Below are 21188 nucleotides of genomic sequence, written 5' to 3'. Positions count from 1 at the left end.
CAGACAGTGGCTATAACAACATCACGGTTGTTACTGAACTACAGTATAAAAAGCCGGACAACTCCGGCTTTATCACTGTGTAACCATCCCTACATCAGCTGGATCCCGCCACCAAAACTGCGGTAAATCCCTACCAGGCGGATAAAGCTTTGTTGTTGCAACTGCGCCAGTTGATCGCGGCTACGCAGAAGCTCCCGTTCGGCATCGAGCAGTTCGAGAAACTCTCCGCTGCCGGCAATATAGCGCTCGCGGGCTATTTGCACAGCTTTGTTACTGGCTTGCCACTGCAGTTCGGTGCTTAGCTGCTGCTCGCGGCTTAGGTTGTAACTGCCCAGCGCCAGCTCCATATCGTTCATGGCGTTAAACACCTGCTGCTCAAACTGCGCCAGCGCCATGGCTGAGCTGGCTTTGGCGGCACGGATGCGGGCTTTTACCGAGCCTAAATCACCTGCCTGCCAGCTTAAGCTGGGGGCGACCGACCAGCTTTGCGTATCAGTACCCAGCGTTAAACCAGGGTCGGAGACAAAGCCCAGAAAACCACGTACCGATAGATTCGGATACAGATCTGCCGTAGCCACGCCAATGTCTGCGGTGCGGGCAGCGAGCATCCGCTCAGCACTTGCCACATCAGCACGGTAACGCAGGTAGTTTTCACCTTCGACAATGGCAACGGGTTGTTTTAGTTCGGGTAAATGCGGCACGGCCCCTAACTTTAGCTGACCCGGGCGCTGTGCCAGTAAAGCCGATAAAGTTGCATCAGCCGTGAGCAGCGCGACCCGGTAAGCCGGCACTGAAGCTTGCACCTGATGTAGCTGCACATCGATTTGTGCCAGTTCGTACTCCGAGGCCATACCGGCATCCAGCCGGGCCTGCACTATGGCGCGGCTTTGTTGCAAAATTTGCAGGTTTTGCTCTGCCACCACTAGGCGCAGCTGGGCACCCCGGTATTCACCATAATTAATGGCAACCTGGCTGATCAGCTGCAACTGGGCATCGTGCCACAGAATATCGGCCTGCTGCGCCTGCGCCTGCGCCGCTTCACTGGCCCGGCGCAATTTACCAAAGAGATCCAGGTCCCAGCTGACACTGGCACCGGTGCTGTAGCCACGGGTGATCACGCCGTTATCATCAGGTGAGAGCGTCGCGTTCTCGCTGGCCTGATAGCCGGCATCCAGTGTGCCTTTGGGCAATACATCGTTGTTGGTATCACGAAATACCGCATAGGCCCGGTCGACGTTCGCCCTGGCTTGCGCCAGGGTACGGTTTTCTGCCAGTGCCCGCTCAATCAACTGATTGAGCGCGGCATCATCAAAGGCCAGCCACCAGTTTTGTAACTGCTCTGCTTGCTGATAAGGGCTGGTGAAGCGAATATCTGCCACCCGGGCCGGTGATTGATAATCCGGCCCTACGGCACAGGCACTGAGCGCTGCCACCAGGATAGCAATGGCTGTTGGTTTAAGCGGACTACGCATGCGTGGCCTCCACTGAGTTCATGGTTGTGGCTGGCGTTTGCTGTAGGGCCTTTTTCTCGGCCCGTCTTGCCAGCATGTAATAGAACAGCGGGGTTAAAATCAGCCCGAAAATAGTCACGCCTATCATGCCGGAGAATACCGCCACCCCCAGTGCCTGGCGCATCTCTGCACCGGCTCCGCTGGAAAACGCCATCGGTACCACGCCCATAATAAAGGCGATTGACGTCATCAGGATGGGACGTAACCGCAATCGGCTTGCTTCCAGAATCGCTTCCATCGCAGTTTTGCCATGGTCTTGCAGTTCTTTGGCAAATTCGACGATTAAGATGGCGTTTTTGGTGGCCAGCCCGACCAGCACTATTAAACCGATCTGGGTCAGGATATTATTGTCACCGCCGTAGATCAGTACGCCGCTTAGTGCCGATAAAAGCGTCATCGGGATAATCAGGATAATGGCCAGCGGCAGGCTTAAGCTTTCGTACTGCGCCGCCAACACCATAAAGACCAGCAGGATCACCAGTGGATAAATAAAGACACCGGCATTACCCGCCAGGATCTGCTGATAGGTCAGCTCAGTCCACTCGTAGGTCATGCCATTTGGCAGGGTTTCTGCCAGGATGCGCTCTATCGCCGCCTGAGCCTCGCCGGTGCTAAAACCGGCCGCCGGTCCGCCATTAATTTCTGCGGTGGTAAAGCCATTGTAGTGCATCACCCGATCTGGCCCTGCCGAGTCCGTCACGTTAATAAAGGACCCCAATGGCACCATTTCACCCTGCCGGTTAGGCACTTTTAACTGGCTGATTTGCGCCGCACTTTGGCGAAACTGCTCGTCGGCCTGCATGTTCACCTGATAAGTACGACCAAACTGGTTGAAATCATTGACATACATCGAGCCCATATAGGCCTGCAACGTTTGGAAGATATCGTCCAGCGCTACGTTCTGTTGCTTGGCTTTGGTGCGGTCGATATCCAGATCCAGCTGCGGCACATTCACCTGGTAACCAGAAAACACGCCTTCCAGTTCGGGAGTCGCCCAGGCCTTTTGCATTACCTGCATCGTCACCCGGTACAGCTCTTCATAACCGTGGTTGGCACGGTCCTGAATTTGCAACCGGAAACCACCAATAGTGCCAAGCCCCATCACCGGCGGTGGTGGGAAAATGGCGATAAAGGCATCTTCGATACCGGCAAACTTCTGGTTGAGCGCCGCAGCGATGGCATTGCCGGATAGTTCTGCAGAACCGCGCTCATCAAACGCATCCAGGCCAACAAACACAATGCCGGCATTAGGACTATTGGTAAAACCATTAATACTCAGACCAGGGAAAGCAACTGAGTTAGCCACGCCAGAGTGATCCAAAGCAATTTGCGACATTTCTTTTATCACAGCTTCCGTCCGCTCCAGCGAGGCAGCATCCGGTAACTGGGCAAAAGCCACCAGGTACTGTTTATCCTGGCCAGGCACATAGCCTGTCGGGGTTGTGGCAAACTGCAAGCCGGTGACACCTACTAATGCGATGTACATAACGCCGACAATAGCGCCATAGCGGATCACCTTTTTCACCAACCAGCCGTAGCCGCTGGATAGATGGGCAAAAAAGCGGTTAAAGGGGGCGAATACCCAGGTACCAAATAACTTATCCATACCACGGGTTAAAGCGTCTTTTTTCTCGTTATGGCCTTTCAATAGCAATGCCGCCAGCGCCGGGCTAAGCGTCAGCGAGTTGATGGCCGAGATAAAAGTAGAAATGGTAATGGTTAAGGCAAACTGCTTATAGAACTGCCCGGTTAACCCCGACATAAAGGCAGTAGGAATAAACACCGCCGCCAGCACCAGGGTGGTCGCCACAATAGGCCCGGTCACTTCTTTCATTGCTTTTTGTGTAGCTGCCAGTGGCGCTAAGCCTTCACTGATATTACGCTCGACGTTCTCCACTACCACGATGGCGTCATCCACCACGATACCGATGGCCAGTACCAGCCCGTACAGGGATAACGCATTGATCGAAAAGCCCAGCAAATGCATAAAGGCAAAGGTACCGACTAAGGATACCGGCACCGCCACCAGTGGAATAATAGAGGCCCGCCAGGTTTGCAAAAACAGCACCACCACCAACACCACCAGTAGCACGGCTTCCAGCAGCGTTTTCACCACCGCTTCGATGGAGCCCCGCACAAACACAGTTGGATCGTAAACGATATCGTAGGCCAACCCTTCCGGAAAGTTGTTGGCCAGTTCGGCCATTTGTGCCCGCACATCGTTCGAGATTTGGATCGCGTTCGAGCCAGAGGCCTGAAAAATTGGAATGGCAACGGCTTCTTTATTGTTCAGCAAAGAGCGCAACGCATAGTTGGATGCTCCCAGCTCGACCCGGGCAACATCCTTTAACCGGCTGATTTCTCCATTGGCACCCACCTGAATGATAATATCTTCAAACTCTTCAACCGTGGTTAAACGGCCTTTGACATTGATCAGCAACTGAAACTCAGCATCACGGCTGGGCTGGGCACCTAAACTGCCAGCAGCAGCCTGCTGGTTCTGCTCGCGAATGGCGGCAGCGATTTGTGTTGGTGATAAGCCCAATGCGGCTACTTTATTAGGGTCCAGCCAGATACGCATGCTGTAGTCGCCGGCACCAAACAGCTGGACGTTACCCACCCCGTTAATCCGAGCTAATTCATCTTTTACGTTCAGAGCGGCATAGTTCGACAGATACAGCATGTCGTAACGCTGATCGGGCGAGGTTAAGTGCACCACCATGGTGAGATCAGGTGACGATTTCTCGGTCACTACCCCTAAACGCTGCACTTCCTGCGGTAAGCGGGGCCTGGCACGGTCTACTCTGGCCTGCACCTGACTTTGTGCCAAATCAGCATCGGTTCCAATGGCAAAGGTAATGGTTAATGTCATACGACCATCCGAGGTGGCCTGCGATGACATATAGAGCATATTTTCCACGCCGTTAATTTCCTGCTCTAACGGTGAGGCGACTGTTTGTGCAATCACTTGTGGGTTGGCTCCCGGATAGTTCGCCGTAACCACCACAGTCGGTGGCACCACTTCCGGGTACTCGGTCACCGGCAACTGCCAAACCGCTATCGCACCGGTAATAAAAAACAGCAGTGAGATCACAGCGGCAAAAATAGGCCTTTTAATAAAAAATTGCGAGAGCATAACGCGTCCTTACCCTTGGTTCGCCGCTTTGCCAGCCTGGGCTGTCAGTGCGGAGCTGGTTTGATCCAGTAACTGTTGTTCACGACGCAGATTGGCCAGCTGTTCGCTGCTTGCCATCGGCACCATTCGGGGGTCGATCTTCATATTGGGCATGACTCGCTGCAGGCCATTTACAACAATTCGATCCCGGGCCGATAAACCCTCACGTACAATGCGCAGACCATTGACCTTTTCACCCAGCGTAATTGCACGGTACTCCAGCTGGTTATCGTCATTCACCACCAGCACAAACTTGTTGCTCAGATCGGTGCCGATGGCTTTTTCATCAATCAGCACGCCATCGTACGACTGGCTACCGACTAATTTAATGCGGGCGAATAAACCTGGTAGCAAATCGTTGTCTCTATTATCGAAACGGGCACGGATGCGGATGGTACCGGTCTGCTGATTGATGCGGTTGTCGACAAAATCAATACTGCCGGTGTAGCTGAATGCCGGGTCATCGGCCAACGCCATGTACACCGGATTGGCTGCAGCATCACGGGTATCCGCCCGCTGGCCTGCACTGGTTAGCCGGCTGTATTTCAGATAACTTTGCTCATCCACATCAAAATACGCATGCATGCTGTCGGTAGAGACAATGTTGGTCAGCTGGCTTTGGCCTGCCAGCACATAGTTGCCGGCGGTGACCTGCGCATAGGAAACCCGGCCGCTGATCGGCGCTGTAATGCGGGTGTAGCTTAAATCCAGTTCAGCCCGTTGCAGCGCAGCCTCTACCGAAGCCACGGCAGCAGCCGTTTGTTGTTTGCGGGCCAGGCGGCTGTCCAACACTTCAGCCGATATGGCACGCTGCTGACTCAAAGTTTCCGCCCGGCGGTATTCACTCTGAGCCAGTTCAGCGGCACTTTTCGCGCTGAGCAGTTCAGCATTCAGCCTGGCCACTTCTGCCGCAAAAGGCCATGGCTCTATCTGCAGCAGCAAATCACCCTGCTTCACCAAGGCGCCTTCCTGAAAATGCACTTGCTCTATGTAGCCTGACACACGCGGCATCAGTTGCACGGTTTGTGGTGCCTGCAAGCGGCCGGTAAATTCATCCCATTCGGTAATGCGTTCGAATACGACCTCTGCCACACTCACTTGCATCGCAGCTGGCTCTTGCTCCTGATCACTGGCTTCCGGTTGACTGCAAGCCGCCAATACCAGTACCGTCATACTGGCAAGCAGGAATGTTTTTATCGTGTTGTTTGTACTCATAACGCTGTTCTCCACACTATGGCAATGGTTTGCCTGTGACTTTCCTAAAAAAGTTTCCTTAAGAGGCTTCCCTTAGATAACTTCATTCTGTACCGATTGGTAAATATATAGCACAACTGAAAACTGTCAATTCATTTTTGTACCGATCAGTAAGTTACTTTAATTCTATGACAGAAAAATTTGTTCTAAACATGAACTGCACGAGCACCTTTGCAGTAATTGGTGAGGTAGAGCCGACAGAGGCGCTGTAAGGGTGTGCTGGAATGGTAGGCTGAACTGACGCATGCTTTAATACCAAAAGCCGGATCATTCTTGCCTGATACTCCAAAAAAGCTGGATCAAGTGAAATGCGGTGAACGATTGCATCGGATGAAGTGTCTTAATGAAGAGCTAAGCATGCTTTATGTACCCGCCGGTAAAAAACCATACTGGACAAGGGGGCTTATGCTATTTACTATATCAGTAAGTTTTAATTCAGGAGCTGAACAATGTCAGTAGTAAGTTGCACTCCGCATGTAGGCCGCCCGCGAGCCTTTGATATGACCACAGCGCTGGAAAAAGCGCTGGAGGTATTCTGGCGTAACGGCTATGACGGCACCTCTTTGTCAGATTTAACTGAAGCCATGGGTATTAACAAACCCAGTTTGTATGCTGCCTTTGGTAACAAAGAGCAATTGTTTTTAAAAGCCATCGAGTTCTACGAAAACCGCTCCTGCTCGTTTTTCTTGCCTGCTCTGGAAAAGCCAACCGCTTATCAGGTGGCTGAGCATATGCTGTATGGTGCGGCGATGAATATGACCGACAAGGAGCATCCGCAAGGTTGCGTGGTAGTACAAGGTGCTTTGTCGTGCAGCGAAGCGGCCGCTCCCGTGAAAGAAGCCCTGATGAATCGCCGGGTTGAAGGCGAACAAAAGCTCTGTGAACGTCTTAAGAGAGCCATCGCGGAAGGTGATTTGCCTGCCGGTGCAAATGCAGAAGTGCTGGCCCGTTACCTCGGTACCGTACTACAAGGTATGGCTATTCAGGCCAATAATGGCGCCACCTCCGAGCAACTGCGCCAGGTCGCGCAGATGACATTGCAAGCCTTTCCTCGTAACTAACTCAGTATTGGCTGTTATTCAAACTGGCTATTCCGTCACAAGCTATAGCCTTAGCGCCATAGCGAACATTAACATCACGGTTTTGACGGCCAAGTTGACAAGGCTTGGCCAGCAACCGCTTCCAGCACATCGCGACTAAAGCCAGCTTTGGCTTGAACAGCCATACCGTGGGTCACTGCCATCACAAAAGCGGCAAGTGCAGCACAATCTGCCTCTTCAGGCAGATCCCCTTCCTGTTTTGCTCGTTCAAAACGCTCACGCAGCGCCGTTTCTCCGCTGGCACGCGCATCAATCAAAGTACGCCGGACCGGCTCGGCATCCTCAGAACCAGCCAGCACACCATGAATACCCAAGCACCCCGTTCGATCCGGATAACGGGTATGCAGTTCGGCGGCACTGCGCAGGATATGGGCAGCTACTTCCCGAGCCGTCGGCAACTCAAGTGCAGCCGGAAAAAAGCTTAGATAATGCTCGTAGTAACGTTCCAGCGACCGGCGGAATAAGGCTTCCTTGTTACCAAATGCGGAATAAAGTGCAGGCCGTTCAACACCTGTGGCTTTTGTCAGATCAGTGTAGGAAGCACCTTCATAGCCCTTACGCCAGAACACATTAAGCGCTGCATCCAGCGCTTTATCCACATCGAACTCACGATGACGCCCCATTAGATTACCTCCACTTTTTTCATAACGATCGATACTAAACGACTTGACAATGCATGTCCAATAACATACCGTTCGTTACTATAACGATCATTATGAAATATTAAGCTCCGGACAAAGAGGTGTTCTATGCAAAAAGTATTGATAGGCAAGGTCGCCTTGGTGACTGGTGGCTCGCGAGGCTTAGGTGCTGTTGTGGCTGAAACACTGGCCGACCAGGGTGCCGATATTGCCATCAGCTACGTGACGTCCTCTGATAAGGCTGAAGCGGTTGTCAAAAAACTAAAGGCTAAAGGGGGTCGTGCTATTGCTATCCAAAGCGATCAGGCTGATACAACCGCAGCCCAGCCACTAATTGATAAAGTGATGGCTAACTTTGGTCAACTGGACATCCTCATTAACAATGCGGCAATCTTAGTTCAGGGCAAAACCATTGATGCCCCTGATTTAGACACGGTCAGCCTTGACCGTCAGTGGCAAATTAACGTGATGGGCGCTGTAGCCACCACTCGTGCCGCAGCTCCGGTACTCACCAATGGTGGACGCATTATCTTTATCGGCTCGCTGTTGGGTACTTGTGTCCCCTTCCCCGGCGCTGCCGATTATGCGGGTACCAAGGCTGCTATCACTGGCTATGCCAGAGGCGCAGCCCGTGATCTAGGCAGTCGCAATATCACTGTCAACACCGTTCAGCCCGGTGTCATGCCAACCGACATGGCAACCGAAGTACTGGGTAACAATGTCCCCGATGCATTACTCGACCTGCATCCCATTCGTCGGATCGCAACGCTCGAAGAAGTAGCCGCTACCGTTGGTTTCCTGGTGGGGCCGCATGGAGGCTATATCACTGGTGCCGTCATTGATGTAGCTGGTGGTGCGGGCATCTGATGATCCACACAAAAGAATCTCGAAACTCAAACAGACACAATAAATGAAAGGAAAAAAGATGAACAAGTCATTTAATGCCAAATCAACCACCGATGACGTATTGGCAAGCGTGGATCTTAAAGGAAAACGCTTTCTGATTACCGGTGTCTCATCAGGCATAGGGTTGGAAACCGCCCGCGCTCTGCTCGCCCAGGGTGCTAACGTTGTGGGCGCAGTCAGAGACCTTACCAAAGCGATGTTAGTGACTGCTCCCATACGAGACGCTGCCTCAAAAAGTGGCGCTAGCCTGGAGTTGGTCGAGTGCGACCTGGCCTCCTTGCAAAGTATTCGCAGCTGTACCGATAAACTGCTTGCTGATGGCCGGCAGTTCGACGCTATTATTGCCAATGCCGGCGTTATGGCAACACCGTTTGGCCGTACGGTCGACGGCTTTGAAACACAGTTTGGCATTAACCATCTTGGACACTTCGCTTTAGTCACCGGGCTGGAGCCACTGCTGATTGATAACGGTCGTTTAGTGGTGCTGTCGTCTCAGGCTCACCGTGTTGCCGATGTGGATTTGAACGACCCGAACTTTGAACAGCAAACCTACGAGCCTTTTGTTGCTTATGGCCGCTCTAAAACAGCCAATGCTCTGTTTGCTTTAGAGTTTGACCAAAGATTCCGCCACCGCGGCATCCGGGCGGCCTCGGTGATGCCAGGCAACAGTTTCACGGATCTGGCGCGTCATTTTTCACAGGAACAGTTGCAGGGACTATTCGAGACAGTAGGCAAAGCGCGCGCGGAGTCAGGTCTGCCACCGGCTGAGCTAAAGGAGATCCCACAGGCCGCAGCAACATCAGTCTGGGCCGCTGTAGTAGCCAACCAGGACGATATTGGCGGTCGCTATCTGGAGGACTGCGCAATCGCCCCCATCAATGACACCCCTAACCCATTTGCCGATGGGGTGAGGTCGTATGCGCTTGATGCAGAAATTGCCAAGCACTTGTGGGCAAAAAGCGAAGCATGGATCCGCCAAGCATAGAATCCATAGTATTGAATGAGGAACTCTTACTTCCTCATTCATCACTTTCAATCAATATCTAAGGAACATTACTGATGACGACCATCGGCATTATTGGAGCAGGCGAAGTGGGCAGCCAGATCGCTCGTGCCGCCATTGCGAGCGGCTATCAGGTTGTAATCGCCAATTCACGTGGCCCCGAAACCTTAACGGCGCTTATTGCAGAGCTTGGCCCATCCGCGCGCGCAGCAACTGCAGCTGATGCGGCTGCAGCTGGCGATTTCGTCGTAGTGGCCGTGCCACTGAAACTCGAGAATAACATGCCTGTAGCAGAGCTGGCGGGCAAAGTCGTGTTGGATACTAATAACTACATGGCTTGGCGCGATGGCAACTTTGCTATGATCGACTCAGGGGAGAAAACCGTGCACGAGCTACGCCAGGAGCAATTACCCGGCTCAAAGGTGGTCAAGGCCTTTACCCATATTAAGGCACCGCGTTTCTTCATCTCGGCCAGCCCGGCAGGCACACCAGACCGCCATGCGATGTCGGTCTCCAGCAACTACCCCGAGGCAGTGGAACTGGCGACACGACTGTACGATCAGTTTGGTTTCGACACCGTCGATAACAGCCCGCTTAGTGAGTCATGGCGCAGCGGTCCGGGACAACCTGCCTGGCACGCTCACGAGCATCAGACAAAGTCTGAGCTGGCTGCCAACCTCGCCAAAGCACAACGCATCGTACAGTCATAACACTCTATCTGGCCGCGGCTGGTTGTACATTCGGTGACATCGTCGATGTCACCACCTTTCATACCGATCCAGAGAATCAAATCGATACCATCATGGAAGTGAAGCAAAAAATGTTCAGTGCGCCACCCTATCCAAACTGGACGGCCATCGGCGTCAATTGGCTGGCTGGTTTTGATTTTGAAATTAAGGTGATCGCCAGAATTCCGTAAGCCAGATCACTCGGGTCATATCTCTCTGTCGCCAGGGTAGTGGTTTATAATTGTCACCGGCTTCCCTGGCATCATCCCCCTAACAGGAGCCGTTTTGCAAACGCTGTTGCAGTGGCTCTATGACTGCATCCAGAAATTGCCGCACCCGTGGGGACAGCAAGCGGCTATGTGGGAACACAAACTGCACCGGCAGTGGTGGGGGCTCGTACTCCGTTAACACAGGCACCAGGGTGCCTTGCTCCAGATCCTGCTGTGCCTGATAACCCAAGACCCGGCAAATGCCGACACCATCGCGCGCGGCGGCCAGGCCAGCATCAATCTGATTGGCACTGACTACCGGGTGAATGCGCTGTTCCCACAGCTTACCCTCTACCTGGAACTGCCACACTTCCCCTGCCGGTGCGAAGCAAACTGTCGGCCACTCAGCTAATTCTGCCGGGTGACTTGGCATGCCACGCTGCGCAATAAACTCGGGGCTGGCACAAAGTAGATAAGGGGTACTGCCAATGGTTCGGGCGACCAGCGAAGAATCCGCCAGATGACCGATACGCAGCGCCAAATCAAACTTTTCTTCAATCACATCTACCACTCTATCCAGCAGTGTCAGCTCGGCGCTCATGGCGGGGTTGTGTTTTAGCCATTGGTTCAACAGGGGCGCAAGATGCAAACGACCAAACATCACAGGGGCAGTGATAGAAAGCTTGCCTGCCGGCTCTGTACGGCAGCTGTCGAGCCGAAACTCAGTCGCCTGAATGTCCGCTAGTATCCGGCGGCAATGCTGCAGGTAGTCAGTCCCTTCCTCGGTCAGGGCTATATGGCGCGTACTGCGATTAAGCAACCGGACACCAAGGTGTTGCTCCAGGCTGGCAAGGGTACGCACCACAGCTGCAGGAGAGCGGTCCAGCTTATCAGCGGCAGCTGAAAGACTGCCTTGCTCCACAATGACAACAAAGGTATTCATCGCTTTGAGTTTGTCCATTTATTGCCCCTGTGTTATCGCGTGACAGCGGATTTGTGCAAAAAGCTGAATAAAGATATCAGCTTCACGGTATTTATTGAATCTCACTAACAGTGTTTACTTGTACTACTAAACAGATTTGTGGAGTCAGCCATGCAACAACCTCAGCGTATACGTCAGTTTGATCATGTTGGGATCCGGGTCAGTGACCGTCAAGAGGCGGTGGCTTTTTATCAGCAACTCGGCTTTCAGGAAGTCCGTCGTTTTGAACAATATGAAGCCAATGAAATGGAGACAGCAGACGGTGTCCGCATTAATCTCATTTTCAACGCAACCCGTTTACAGCATGGCCGCAATCCGCTGTTGGATGAACCCGTTAAGCTACCTGGCATGACTCACCCTGCCTTTATCGTTGATGATCTGTTCGCCTTGAAAGACTGGCTTAATCAAGTCGGCATTATCATTACCGAAGATATCCATCGCATTGGTCCGCGCCGGATCGCACTGTTTATTCGCGATCCTGACCGGAATGTCTTGGAATTTAATCAGCTGCTTGCGGAAGCGACACCAGTAAACACACCCGGTAACGAGCATTAACCCAATAAGGCCCTTATTATGAAACTATACGATCTGGAACTCTCCGGCAATTGCTACAAAGTTCGTCTGTTCGCCGCATTAATCGGTATCAAGCTTGAATTAGTGCCGGTTGATATCCCTGGAGGTGCACATAAACGTACACCAGTTATAGAACTTAACCCCTTAGGCCAATTACCGGTGTTGGTAGATGACGATGTAGTGCTACGCGATTCCCAGGCGATACTGGTGTATCTGGCTCGTCGTTACGGTGGCAACCAGTGGTGGCCAGATGGCGCGGCCCAGCAGGCTGAGGTAATGCAGTGGCTATCGACAGCCGCCAACGAAGTTCAGCATGGCCCTAATACGGCACGCCTGATAGACAAGTTTGGCATTCCGCTAAATAAAGAGCAGGCATTGGCAGTAAGTGCGCTACTTTTATCATTGCTCGAACAACACCTAAACCAACATCAATGGCTGGCACTGGGCCGCCCAACCATCGCTGAATGCGCCGTGTTCCCATACGTAGCACTGGCTTGGGAGGGCGGCGTAACGCTTGATCCCTACCCGGCAGTTCGAGCCTGGATGGGACGCATCAAAGCATTACCAGGTTATGTAGGCATGTCTGGCATTGCGTAACCTCGCCAAGCTAAAAGCTATGCCGTGAATAGCCAATTGATTTGGAGGCACACTGTTTATTTAGTAGATTCTGCTGGCTCTTTTAACAGACCGGACGCCAAGAGCTGAAACGCTTCTACGGCTATAAGCGTGGCGTCTTCAGGTTGAGAGCTGGCATGCGTGCGGTATGAATTCATTATACATACGTACCGTATGTTATAGCAGTATATCAACAGGCTCGAACTGTTACTAATTTAAATGAGAGTCAGACTATGCACTAACGTTAAGGTATTTTCCGCGCCAGCGTCGTACTGGCTTAGGTGTAAACTGGTTAGCGGGTTTTGATTTTGAAATTAAGGTCATGCCCTTATTCCATAACGGTTATCACGTGACCTTTTAGGGCTGGCTCAGCCTTTATTCAAATAACTGGATATCCTGTCTGCCCCTAACTGATCCAGCGTGATTTGCCCAAACCGTTGCAGCATCAAAGCCTTCGCTTCATCCATTACGTCTTTTAATGCCGTATTGACGGCTTGCTCAATCACACAATGGCTGTGCTCGTCGCTTAAACCAATAGTAAAAATACTGCTCTCGCCAAGCGCATGGTGGATATCCAGTAAGGTAATGTTAGCTAGCGGCTTCGCCAGCAACCAGCCACCGTGGTGGCCCTTAGTGGATGTAACATAATTGGCGTCGCGCAACAACGCCATAGTGCGGCGCACCACTACGGGGTTGGTCGATATCATCTCGGCCATTTCTTCAGACGTTACCGGCCGGGCAATGGCTGCCATATGCACCAGTATATGCAGTACCCGGGACAATCTGCTGTCTTTCCTCATCACTCACCTTGTATTTACCTGGGCCTGCCTGTTGGCATTTTATCATGAAACTTTTAAGGTTACATGTATTGCTTCCCAATGGAATCTTATGTAACAATAAAAGTTACCTTTCATGTACTGGAGAAGACGAGGTGCCTTCATGCAAGCCGACTCCGTGATAATCGAGCATTTCTCAAACACTGCAGGTACTTATGATAAAAAGAACCTGCCACTGTCAACCCTTGCCACGACCCTACACTTTCTGATTGGTCTTATTTTGCAACCTGCCCCTGCCCGCGCTCGGGTATTGTGTGTCGGGGTTGGTACCGGCGCTGAAATACTGTCCTTGGCGCAGTCGTTTCCGCAGTGGACTTTTGTCGGAATCGATCCCGCTAAGGGCATGCTGGAGGTCTGTGCAGAACGGCTTAGCCAGGCAGGTATTCTGGACCGCTGTGAATTGATCCATGGTTATGTTCAGGACTTGCCACCAGGTGAGCACTACGATGTTGTGTTAAGTATTCTGGTGGCGCACTTTGTGAAACGTGAAGACCGCCTCGGTTTTTATCAGGCTATGTGGCAGCGTCTTAGCAACAACGGCTTTTTTGTTAGCGCAGAACTCAGCTACGATCTAAACGCCGATGGATTTCCCTTAATACTAAAAAATTGGCAAAGGGTGCAAGCTTTGATGGGCGCCAGCGCTGATTCACTGGAGAAACTTCCTGCGGTGCTGCGCGAACAGCTCACCATTATTTCACCGACAGACACCGAGGCGCTGTTGAAGCAATGCGGTATTGCAGTACCGGTGCGTTTTTTTCAGGCGTTTATGATAAGCGGTTGGTATGGGATAAAAAGCGATGAAATTGAGTAGGATCCTATTTGATCCTTAGCTTAACTTGAGGTTTTATACTAACGGCAGCTTTTGGGGAACTCAGGAAGAATTATGTCCGTACTTACCTCCAATCAACACAAGTTCAATCCATCCAGTCTGGCGTTTACGCCACCGGCATTGCAACAAAACGCAGTGCACTTACTTGCTGCATCCGTGCTTGCTGGCGACCAGGCTGAAGCATATCCGCCAGACTACAGCCACCCGGGTGCTTAAGGCTATCGGTTGGATTCAAGGTCGCTGCCTTAAACTCCGCACTTCTTGCCTGATCCTACAAAGGATGGTGACAGCGATAGGCAAAGCCGGGTTAGCTGCTTATACTTCGTTTATCAGTAAGATGGAGATACAAATATGACTGATGAACGTGAACGTTTACGCCTGCACATGCTGCAACCACTGCAAGCAGCTATTCAGTCAACCGGCTTTAACGATACAGCAATCCCTGGTGTCAGGTTGTACCGCAGTGATGGCCCGACAGCAGCAGCCCCTACTATTTATGAACCGACCTTATGTTTATTGGTGCAGGGCTCCAAACAAGTTTGGCTGGGCAATGAACGGCTGCAGTATCATGAGTTGCAGTACTTGCTGGCTCCGGTTACCTTGCCGGTGAGTGGGAAGGTAATTACTGCCAGTCCGGAGAAACCTTATCTTGCCTTGAGCGTTAGCCTGGACTTACGTGAGCTGACCGATCTGGTGATTGACCTGGCAGCTAAGGTACCGCAGCCAACCACACCGGCTCGTGGCATTGCTATGGGCGATGCTGATCTAGAGTTAGTATCCGTATTTCATCGTCTGGTTCAGCTGATGCAGTCACCAGAGGATATTCCGGTATTATTACCATTACTGAAACGGGAAATGCTGTATCGTTTATTGCTGGGCCCAGTCGGCAGCCAGTTGCGGGAATTCACACTGATAGACAGCCAGGCTCATCGCATCAGCAAGGTTATAGACATCCTGCACCAGCGTTTTCACCAGCCGCTACGCATTAAAGATCTGGCTGATGCCGCTCATTTAAGTGAGTCTTCACTGTTTCAAAGCTTTAAAGCGGTCACCTCTATGTCCCCCTTACAGTTTCAGAAACAATTACGTTTAAATGAAGCCCGGCGCATCATGTTGTACGAAGGCTTGGAAGCGGCGACCGCAAGCTACAAAGTTGGCTATGAAAGCCCATCGCAATTCAGCCGCGAATACAGCCGCTTGTTTGGCGCACCGCCGCAGGCAGATATTCGTCGCTTAAGATCCCCGCTGACCACCTAGACTGACTTAGCACGCAAACAATCCTGCGGCTCCCAACAAGGTTATGCATATGACTGCAGCGATGCAAGCCAACTTATTTATACCGCCACCGCCCGCCGTGCTACCTCGGTTTCAGCCAGCCCCAGTGCCTTTTTTAACCGGCCGTCCTGGTATTCCTCATAGCCGACACGGACAAAATCAACACTGTGCAGCCCAATAAAACCGAGCATGGTGAGCAAGTGTGGTTCCAGAAAATTCAGCTCGGCCATCGGGCCTCCGGGCAACAGATCGCCATCCCACACAGAGACAATAATGGTGACTGGTTTGTCGGCTAGCAGCGGCTGATACGGCGGCTCGGCATCGGGATCAAACTGAAATGAACGACCGGCCCGGATAATCTGATCAAAATAGGCTTTTAGTTGCGCCGGGACACCAAAATTATACATCGGCACCCCCAGCACCAGCGCATCTGCAGCTTCAATCTCTGCCAACAGGGTCTCGCTTTCCGCTAACACCGCCTCCATCGCGGGTGAACGCTCCTCAGCAGGCGCAAATGCACTGGCAATCCAGGCTTCATTGACAGGTGTAGACAGATGCAATGTCAGATCCCGCTCGCACAACACGCCATCGGGATGAGCTGCCAGCCAGCCCTCAGTATATTGCTTGGTTAAACGTCGGGTGATAGAGCGGGTGGTGCGGCCGCTGGAGTTGAGTACTAATAATCGTGGCATGGAGTAAACCTTCTTTAAATGAACACAATGAAACGAACCGCATCATTATTCATGTTCACAACGATTGGATCCACGACCAGGATAGTGAGTTAGTCACCAAAAAGTGAGTAGGTTTACAGGTTTTTTTCCCGATGCGCCAGGTACGCCATACCCCACTGTTCCAGACCATCCATCACCTCAGACAAAGTTTCGCCGAACTCCGACAAGCGGTACTCAACCCGCACAGGAACTTCCGCATACACATCACGCTCTATCAAACCATCGGCTTCCAACTGCTTCAGTTGCGTGGTCAATGCTTGTGGCGAAATACCTGGTAAAGCACGTTGTAACTCCGAATACCTGCGAGTTTCTTCTTTTAACTCATGCAAAATAGAGGGTTTCCAGCGGCCACGAATAATATCCAGTGCGGCTCGCACCGGGCAATTCTCCTGCAAGCTGCCAAATTTCTGCTGGTACTCAGATAGTTGATCACCATTTTGCGATAATGGTTGGTTCATTGTGGCCTCTCGTCATAATGCTAAACAGCAAATAGTTGTGGGCACCTTCTGCCCATATTGTAAAGATAGTTACCTAGTTATTCACAATCGTCAGTGACAGATAGTGGGTAGTTAACGTTACTTATAAGACTCAAACAACACCTTTAAAGCACTGGCCGATCCTTGCAGGCTATCATAACTGCTCTTGCAGAAACTGCAGGCAGGCTTTGACCGCTGCACTCATATGACAGCAATGCGCATACACATAAGATAAACGGGTAAGGACGATGGAGCGCTTCAACCTATGCATTGCTCTTACAGAAAATCTCCCCACCCACCCTGAATCATGGTTTGAAAACGCCAATCGCCATTTTCCTTAAGTAAGACGTCTGCGTATTTCAGCGCACCTTCATCGCTATCTTTCTGGGGGCGCCATTCCGTGAGTACGATCGCCACATTGGCATTAATCATATACGGGGTGCGTGTCATGTTGTATTCGATGTCTTCAGGAGTATTCTCCATGGCGCTTTTCATCGACGTGATAAAGTCGTTCCGGGACCAGGTTCGGGTTACGCCATTCCCCGTTGAGTCATCGGTAATGACATACATAGGAAATAAGCCCCGGTCGGCCATTGCTTCAAATTTGAAAGCCTTGGTCAACTCGTCATACTTAGCAAACCAATCGTAGATTTCCTGCTGTTGTTCCTTCGTTGGTTCAAACATACCTGATTTCATTGAAACTCCTATGAATTAATTCTAAGCAACCAGAGTCACTATCCAAAAATAGCCGGCCGCAAGAGCCACACCCCATACATCTCCAATACCGTGTTTACAAACTGGCCTTACGGATCGTCAGCGTACCCAACATTAGTCCGACCAATGCCACTGCGATGGCCATAAGTGCGCCGTACAAGACGGATGGCGTGAACACCACTCCAGTAAACAATGCCCGCTCTGCTTCCACCAGATAAGTCAGCGGATTAAAGCGCGAGGCCATATACAGCCAATCAGGCGCTAGCTCCATCGGCAAGAGCACCCCACCCAGCAACATCAGCGGCAAGGCTACTGAATGCGACACCATGTAAAACAGGCCACCGTCATGTTTGCTGGCAATGGCCAGAGCATAGGATAGAGATGCGATCCCAATGCCAAAGACAAGCAACAGTATCAGTCCCAGCAGCATAGGCAGCAGATGCAGTGCCAGGCCAAATGGCGCCGCAACCGCAATGATGATAACGGCCTGAACCAGCAAAGGTGCCAGCTCTTTCAGGGAACGCCCTACCAAAATGGCCGAACGATTCATGGGCGTCGCCAGAAAGCGCTCAAAGCTTCCGGACATCAGCTCTTCGGTCAGTGCCCAGCCACAACTGACGGTGGTGAACAACACCAACATTACGATCATACCGGGCACAAACCATTGCAGTGGATTGCCATCGGTTCCGGTCGGTACACTGGTCAGCAAGGGGACGAAAAGTCCCAGGTACAATAGTGGCTGAATGATACCGAACAAAATGTAATACCAGTTACGCAGAGTTGGAGTGATCTCACGGTGGAAGGAAATCAACGTATCTTGAATGAAAGTCATAAACCCACTCCTATGAGATTAAATAATTGAACCGAATAGTATTAGGCCGGCAATTCGGCGCTTTCCCGCAGACTACGCCCAGTCAGGCTTAGAAACACGTCGTCCAGTGTCGGGCGCTGTACATTCGCAGTCTGTACCTCAAGACCGCTTTTGTGCAGGTTGTGTATTAATCCCGGCAGCAGGCTCTCTCCCTTATTGACCGTCAAGATCAAACGGATGCCCTCTTGAGTTACATCGCGAGCTGTGGGCAAGCTGCGGGCTTGTTCGGCTGCCGAGCCAGCATCCTGTTCGGACTGGAAACTCAGCCGTATCTGATCACCCGCCAGATCAGCTTTTAGCTTCTCCGGCACGTCATCGGCAATCATCTTACCGTGATCCATGATCATCACCCGCTCGGCCATATTGTCGGCTTCATCCAGGTAGTGAGTCGTCAGAAAGATGGTCATGCCAGTTTGCTGGCGCAGCCGGATAATGTGCTCCCACAAATTGGCCCTTGAATGCGGGTCCAGACCGGTGGAAGGTTCATCCAGAAACAGTATTTTAGGGGTGTGCATCAGGCCAAGGGCCACATCAAGGCGGCGTTTCTGACCGCCAGATAAGGTGGCACAATCCCGGTCGGCTTGATCTTCCAACTCCAATACAGCCAGCAACTCATCAGCCCTCATTCTGGCATCAGCATAAGACATGCGATATGCCCGGCCTTGGGTAATCAGTTCATCCCGCACCCGATGATAGGGGCCGGAACCTGTGCCTTGTCCGACATAACCTATCAGTTGCCGCACCGCGACCGGGTTGCGAGCGACATCGTGACCGCCGATGATAGCCTGCCCGGACGTTAGGGGGAGCAAGGTGGTCAACATACGCACCGAAGTAGACTTCCCGGCACCATTAGGTCCAAGAAAAGCCACCAGTTCGCCTTCCTCCACCTCAAGGCTCAGGCCACGAACGGCCTCTACCGGGCCGGCTTTGGTTTTGAACGTACGTGTAAGATTACTTGCTCGAATCATGCCTTCCACCCTCTTCCCCAAATTGGCAATAACAGTACGCGGATAAATGCCCCTTCGCTCGACAAGCGGTGGCTCTCGCTATAACCTTGTACAGTGAATAATATTAATTTAAATGTTGTACAGTGTAAATAGTTATTTTGAGGAAGTGTGAAGATGTCACAGGAATTTTCTGGCAAGGGTGATCCGCTTAAGTTAATGCACCTGCTGTGGGGTAAAGTACAAGCCCCCCGCCGCGGGCCTAAACCCAAAGTCAGTCTGAGTGAACTGGTGGCCGCTGCCATTGTCATTGCCGACTCAGATGGCATTGACGCCGTTAGCACGCGTAAGGTAGCTGAGGCCGTAGGTATCTCCCCCATGTCGTTTTATACCCATGTCCCATCCGTGGCGGAGCTGCACGACCTGATGCTGGACCAGGTACTGGCGGAATGCACTCAGCCACCAAAGGACTGGCAAAGTTGGGGCTGGCGCCAACGCCTGACATGTATTGCAGAAAACCTCTGGCAGCACTATATGCGGCATTCGTGGGTGGTAGAGATGGAAACCCATCGTCCGATACTGGGGCCAAATACCCTGGCCAATTATGAACTGGCGCTCAGTGCCATAGACGGACTTGGGCTAGATGAAATAGAAATGGACATGACCGTTACCTCGCTGCACAACTACGTGCTGGGTGCTGTTCGACATGCGGCTCGGGAGCAGTCGGTGTGGAAGGACACCGGCATGAGCGATAATGAGTGGTGGTTTACCATTGCGCCATTTCTGGAAACACTCGATTATACGTCTTATCCGGTAACCTCACGTGTAGGCCCAGTTGTTGGCGAGGCTTACGGTGTTGGTGATCCACAACGTGCTTTCCAATTTGGGTTGGAACGTTTTCTGGATGGCATGACCTTGCTGATTAAACGAAGAGGATAGCAGAGCTGGCTCAAGGGTCGGGTTCGGGGAGGTGATTCCCTCTCGCCAGCCTACTTCATAGCTCGCTCGCCCCATGTCAGTCGCTGTTTTTATAAGGAGATGGCAGCAGTGCCATCTCCCCTTCGGGGTGTAGCACGCTGTGAGCATGAAAGTGATCTTGCCGCTTTGGATTTAGCATCCCGATGCGTTTTAATCAGCTTCGGTATTGAGTGTCATTTCCAGCAACGAGCTCTGAAAACCAAACTTCTCATAGGCCCGGATAGCGGAGCTATTTTTTGCATACACATCCAGATAAAAATGGTTGATCCCCTGAGCTTGCCCCCAGCTCACCAGCTTCTGCAAAATCACTTGGTTTAAGCCAAGGCCTCGGTATGCTTCGGCCACATACATAAACCCTAGGTAGCCATGCTTAGCGTGCTGTAAAGAAGCTTTTGACTGGCGTATCTGAACGTACCCGGTAGCGATAAGAGCACCAGAGATTTCGCCCACGAATAGCTTTGTATCCTGAGCAGAAATTAGCTTGTTGATGTCGTAATAATAAGCTCCCGTTTCTTTCAAAAGTGCATTATACGGACGCTCAGCATCAACCACTTTTTGTTCTAACGCCAACAGGGGCTCGTAGTCATCGCTTCGTGCTTCCCTGACAATTAAACCATCTAAATTCATCAATCCTCTAACTTTACAGGAGGTAGCGTGCGTAAAGTTGTCGCATTTTTACAAGACGCAGCACCTGTGAAGCCCCATTATTTAAAACGATTTTACACCACAATGTGGCGATATCGCCTACTCCGAATCAAAAATAAAAACTAAAAGCATATATTTTTCAATATATTAAAAATTGGCGTAGCGCTTGCGTTATGTCGGTCAGATTCACTA

22 protein-coding genes and 1 pseudogene are annotated in these 21188 nt (G+C 51.6%); 11 read left to right on the top strand and 12 right to left on the bottom strand.

What is annotated here, in order from left to right; genetic code table 11:
• Window positions 1-89: 89 nt before the first annotated feature.
• Genes Q3O60_RS00945 through Q3O60_RS00935 form a run of 3 tightly spaced genes read right to left on the bottom strand, consistent with a single transcriptional unit; the run spans window position 90 to window position 5901 of the window.
• Window positions 90-1472: an efflux transporter outer membrane subunit gene (locus tag Q3O60_RS00945; protein WP_305892026.1), complete on the bottom strand. Its 1383-nt coding sequence runs from the start codon at window positions 1470-1472 to the stop codon at window positions 90-92.
• Entirely contained in the window at window positions 1465-4647 is a 3183-nt protein-coding gene (locus Q3O60_RS00940) for an efflux RND transporter permease subunit (RefSeq protein WP_305892025.1), read from the bottom strand. The genes Q3O60_RS00945 and Q3O60_RS00940 overlap by 8 nt, the downstream gene beginning before the upstream one ends.
• A 9-nt stretch (window positions 4648-4656) precedes the next feature.
• Window positions 4657-5901: an efflux RND transporter periplasmic adaptor subunit gene (locus tag Q3O60_RS00935; RefSeq protein ID WP_305892024.1), complete on the bottom strand. Its 1245-nt coding sequence runs from the start codon at window positions 5899-5901 to the stop codon at window positions 4657-4659.
• A 488-nt stretch (window positions 5902-6389) separates the two neighbouring features.
• Here Q3O60_RS00935 and Q3O60_RS00930 point away from each other — a divergent pair, with 488 nt between their 5' ends.
• Window positions 6390-7001 (top strand): TetR/AcrR family transcriptional regulator, encoded by a 612-nt coding sequence (locus tag Q3O60_RS00930; protein ID WP_305892023.1) that lies wholly within the window; start codon window positions 6390-6392, stop codon window positions 6999-7001.
• A 74-nt stretch (window positions 7002-7075) separates the two neighbouring features.
• Here the strand turns inward: Q3O60_RS00930 and Q3O60_RS00925 are convergent, their stop codons facing one another.
• Window positions 7076-7663: a TetR/AcrR family transcriptional regulator gene (locus Q3O60_RS00925; protein WP_305892022.1), complete on the bottom strand. Its 588-nt coding sequence runs from the start codon at window positions 7661-7663 to the stop codon at window positions 7076-7078.
• A gap of 126 nt (window positions 7664-7789) precedes the next feature.
• On the opposite strand from Q3O60_RS00925, the gene Q3O60_RS00920 reads away from it, so the two are divergent.
• The 4 genes and pseudogenes from Q3O60_RS00920 to Q3O60_RS00905 all read left to right on the top strand — a co-directional run.
• Window positions 7790-8548: an SDR family NAD(P)-dependent oxidoreductase gene (locus tag Q3O60_RS00920; RefSeq protein WP_305892021.1), complete on the top strand. Its 759-nt coding sequence runs from the start codon at window positions 7790-7792 to the stop codon at window positions 8546-8548.
• A 58-nt stretch (window positions 8549-8606) separates the two neighbouring features.
• Complete coding sequence (locus tag Q3O60_RS00915) at window positions 8607-9572, top strand: SDR family NAD(P)-dependent oxidoreductase (RefSeq protein ID WP_305892020.1); 966 nt, start codon at window positions 8607-8609, stop codon at window positions 9570-9572.
• Window positions 9573-9646: 74 nt separating this feature from the next.
• Entirely contained in the window at window positions 9647-10300 is a 654-nt protein-coding gene (locus Q3O60_RS00910) for an NADPH-dependent F420 reductase (RefSeq protein ID WP_305892019.1), read from the top strand.
• 8 nt (window positions 10301-10308) lie between these two features.
• A pseudogene (locus Q3O60_RS00905) lies at window positions 10309-10509 on the top strand (Rid family hydrolase); the annotation flags it as partial.
• A gap of 79 nt (window positions 10510-10588) precedes the next feature.
• Here Q3O60_RS00905 and Q3O60_RS00900 read toward each other — a convergent pair.
• A complete protein-coding gene (locus Q3O60_RS00900) occupies window positions 10589-11488 on the bottom strand; it encodes a LysR family transcriptional regulator (protein WP_305892018.1) in 900 nt (299 codons plus the stop codon).
• A 132-nt stretch (window positions 11489-11620) separates the two neighbouring features.
• Between Q3O60_RS00900 and Q3O60_RS00895 the strand changes: the two genes are divergently transcribed.
• Both Q3O60_RS00895 and Q3O60_RS00890 read left to right on the top strand, forming a co-directional pair.
• A complete protein-coding gene (locus tag Q3O60_RS00895; protein ID WP_305892017.1) occupies window positions 11621-12064 on the top strand; it encodes a VOC family protein in 444 nt (147 codons plus the stop codon).
• 18 nt (window positions 12065-12082) lie between these two features.
• A complete protein-coding gene (locus Q3O60_RS00890; protein WP_305892016.1) occupies window positions 12083-12679 on the top strand; it encodes a glutathione S-transferase family protein in 597 nt (198 codons plus the stop codon).
• A gap of 386 nt (window positions 12680-13065) precedes the next feature.
• On the opposite strand, the gene Q3O60_RS00885 is transcribed toward Q3O60_RS00890, so the two are convergent.
• Window positions 13066-13497, bottom strand: a complete 432-nt coding sequence (locus Q3O60_RS00885) for an RrF2 family transcriptional regulator (RefSeq protein WP_305892015.1) — start codon at window positions 13495-13497, stop codon at window positions 13066-13068.
• Window positions 13498-13636: 139 nt separating this feature from the next.
• Here Q3O60_RS00885 and Q3O60_RS00880 point away from each other — a divergent pair, with 139 nt between their 5' ends.
• The 3 genes from Q3O60_RS00880 to Q3O60_RS00870 all read left to right on the top strand — a co-directional run bounded on the left by Q3O60_RS00880 (window position 13637) and on the right by Q3O60_RS00870 (window position 15619).
• Window positions 13637-14344, top strand: a complete 708-nt coding sequence (locus Q3O60_RS00880) for a class I SAM-dependent methyltransferase (RefSeq protein WP_305892014.1) — start codon at window positions 13637-13639, stop codon at window positions 14342-14344.
• 72 nt (window positions 14345-14416) lie between these two features.
• On the top strand, window positions 14417-14578 hold the full coding sequence (locus tag Q3O60_RS00875) for a hypothetical protein (protein WP_305892013.1): 162 nt from the start codon (window positions 14417-14419) through the stop codon (window positions 14576-14578).
• A gap of 135 nt (window positions 14579-14713) precedes the next feature.
• On the top strand, window positions 14714-15619 hold the full coding sequence (locus tag Q3O60_RS00870) for an AraC family transcriptional regulator (protein ID WP_305892012.1): 906 nt from the start codon (window positions 14714-14716) through the stop codon (window positions 15617-15619).
• Window positions 15620-15696: 77 nt separating this feature from the next.
• Here Q3O60_RS00870 and Q3O60_RS00865 read toward each other — a convergent pair whose 3' ends face one another.
• From Q3O60_RS00865 to Q3O60_RS00845, 5 genes are all read right to left on the bottom strand, one after another.
• Entirely contained in the window at window positions 15697-16329 is a 633-nt protein-coding gene (locus Q3O60_RS00865) for an FMN-dependent NADH-azoreductase (protein ID WP_305892011.1), read from the bottom strand.
• A 113-nt stretch (window positions 16330-16442) separates the two neighbouring features.
• Window positions 16443-16826: a winged helix-turn-helix transcriptional regulator gene (locus tag Q3O60_RS00860; RefSeq protein WP_305892010.1), complete on the bottom strand. Its 384-nt coding sequence runs from the start codon at window positions 16824-16826 to the stop codon at window positions 16443-16445.
• 294 nt (window positions 16827-17120) lie between these two features.
• The gene (locus Q3O60_RS00855; protein ID WP_305892009.1) at window positions 17121-17540 is read right to left on the bottom strand and encodes a nuclear transport factor 2 family protein; all 420 of its coding nucleotides are present in this window, start codon (window positions 17538-17540) and stop codon (window positions 17121-17123) included.
• A gap of 94 nt (window positions 17541-17634) precedes the next feature.
• Window positions 17635-18390, bottom strand: a complete 756-nt coding sequence (locus Q3O60_RS00850) for an ABC transporter permease (RefSeq protein ID WP_305892008.1) — start codon at window positions 18388-18390, stop codon at window positions 17635-17637.
• Between the two features lie 41 nt (window positions 18391-18431).
• Window positions 18432-19397, bottom strand: a complete 966-nt coding sequence (locus tag Q3O60_RS00845) for an ABC transporter ATP-binding protein (protein ID WP_305892007.1) — start codon at window positions 19395-19397, stop codon at window positions 18432-18434.
• A gap of 153 nt (window positions 19398-19550) precedes the next feature.
• Between Q3O60_RS00845 and Q3O60_RS00840 the strand changes: the two genes are divergently transcribed.
• Window positions 19551-20312: a TetR/AcrR family transcriptional regulator gene (locus Q3O60_RS00840; protein ID WP_305892006.1), complete on the top strand. Its 762-nt coding sequence runs from the start codon at window positions 19551-19553 to the stop codon at window positions 20310-20312.
• Window positions 20313-20501: 189 nt separating this feature from the next.
• Here the strand turns inward: Q3O60_RS00840 and Q3O60_RS00835 are convergent, their stop codons facing one another.
• Entirely contained in the window at window positions 20502-20978 is a 477-nt protein-coding gene (locus Q3O60_RS00835; protein WP_305892005.1) for a GNAT family N-acetyltransferase, read from the bottom strand.
• Window positions 20979-21188 lie beyond the last annotated feature (210 nt).

Origin of the sequence: Alkalimonas collagenimarina, assembly GCF_030717845.1 — a bacterium.
Lineage (GTDB): Bacteria > Pseudomonadota > Gammaproteobacteria > Enterobacterales > Alteromonadaceae > Alkalimonas > Alkalimonas collagenimarina.
Note: the sequence above shows the minus strand (reverse complement) of the source record. Positions and strands in the feature narration are given on the sequence as shown.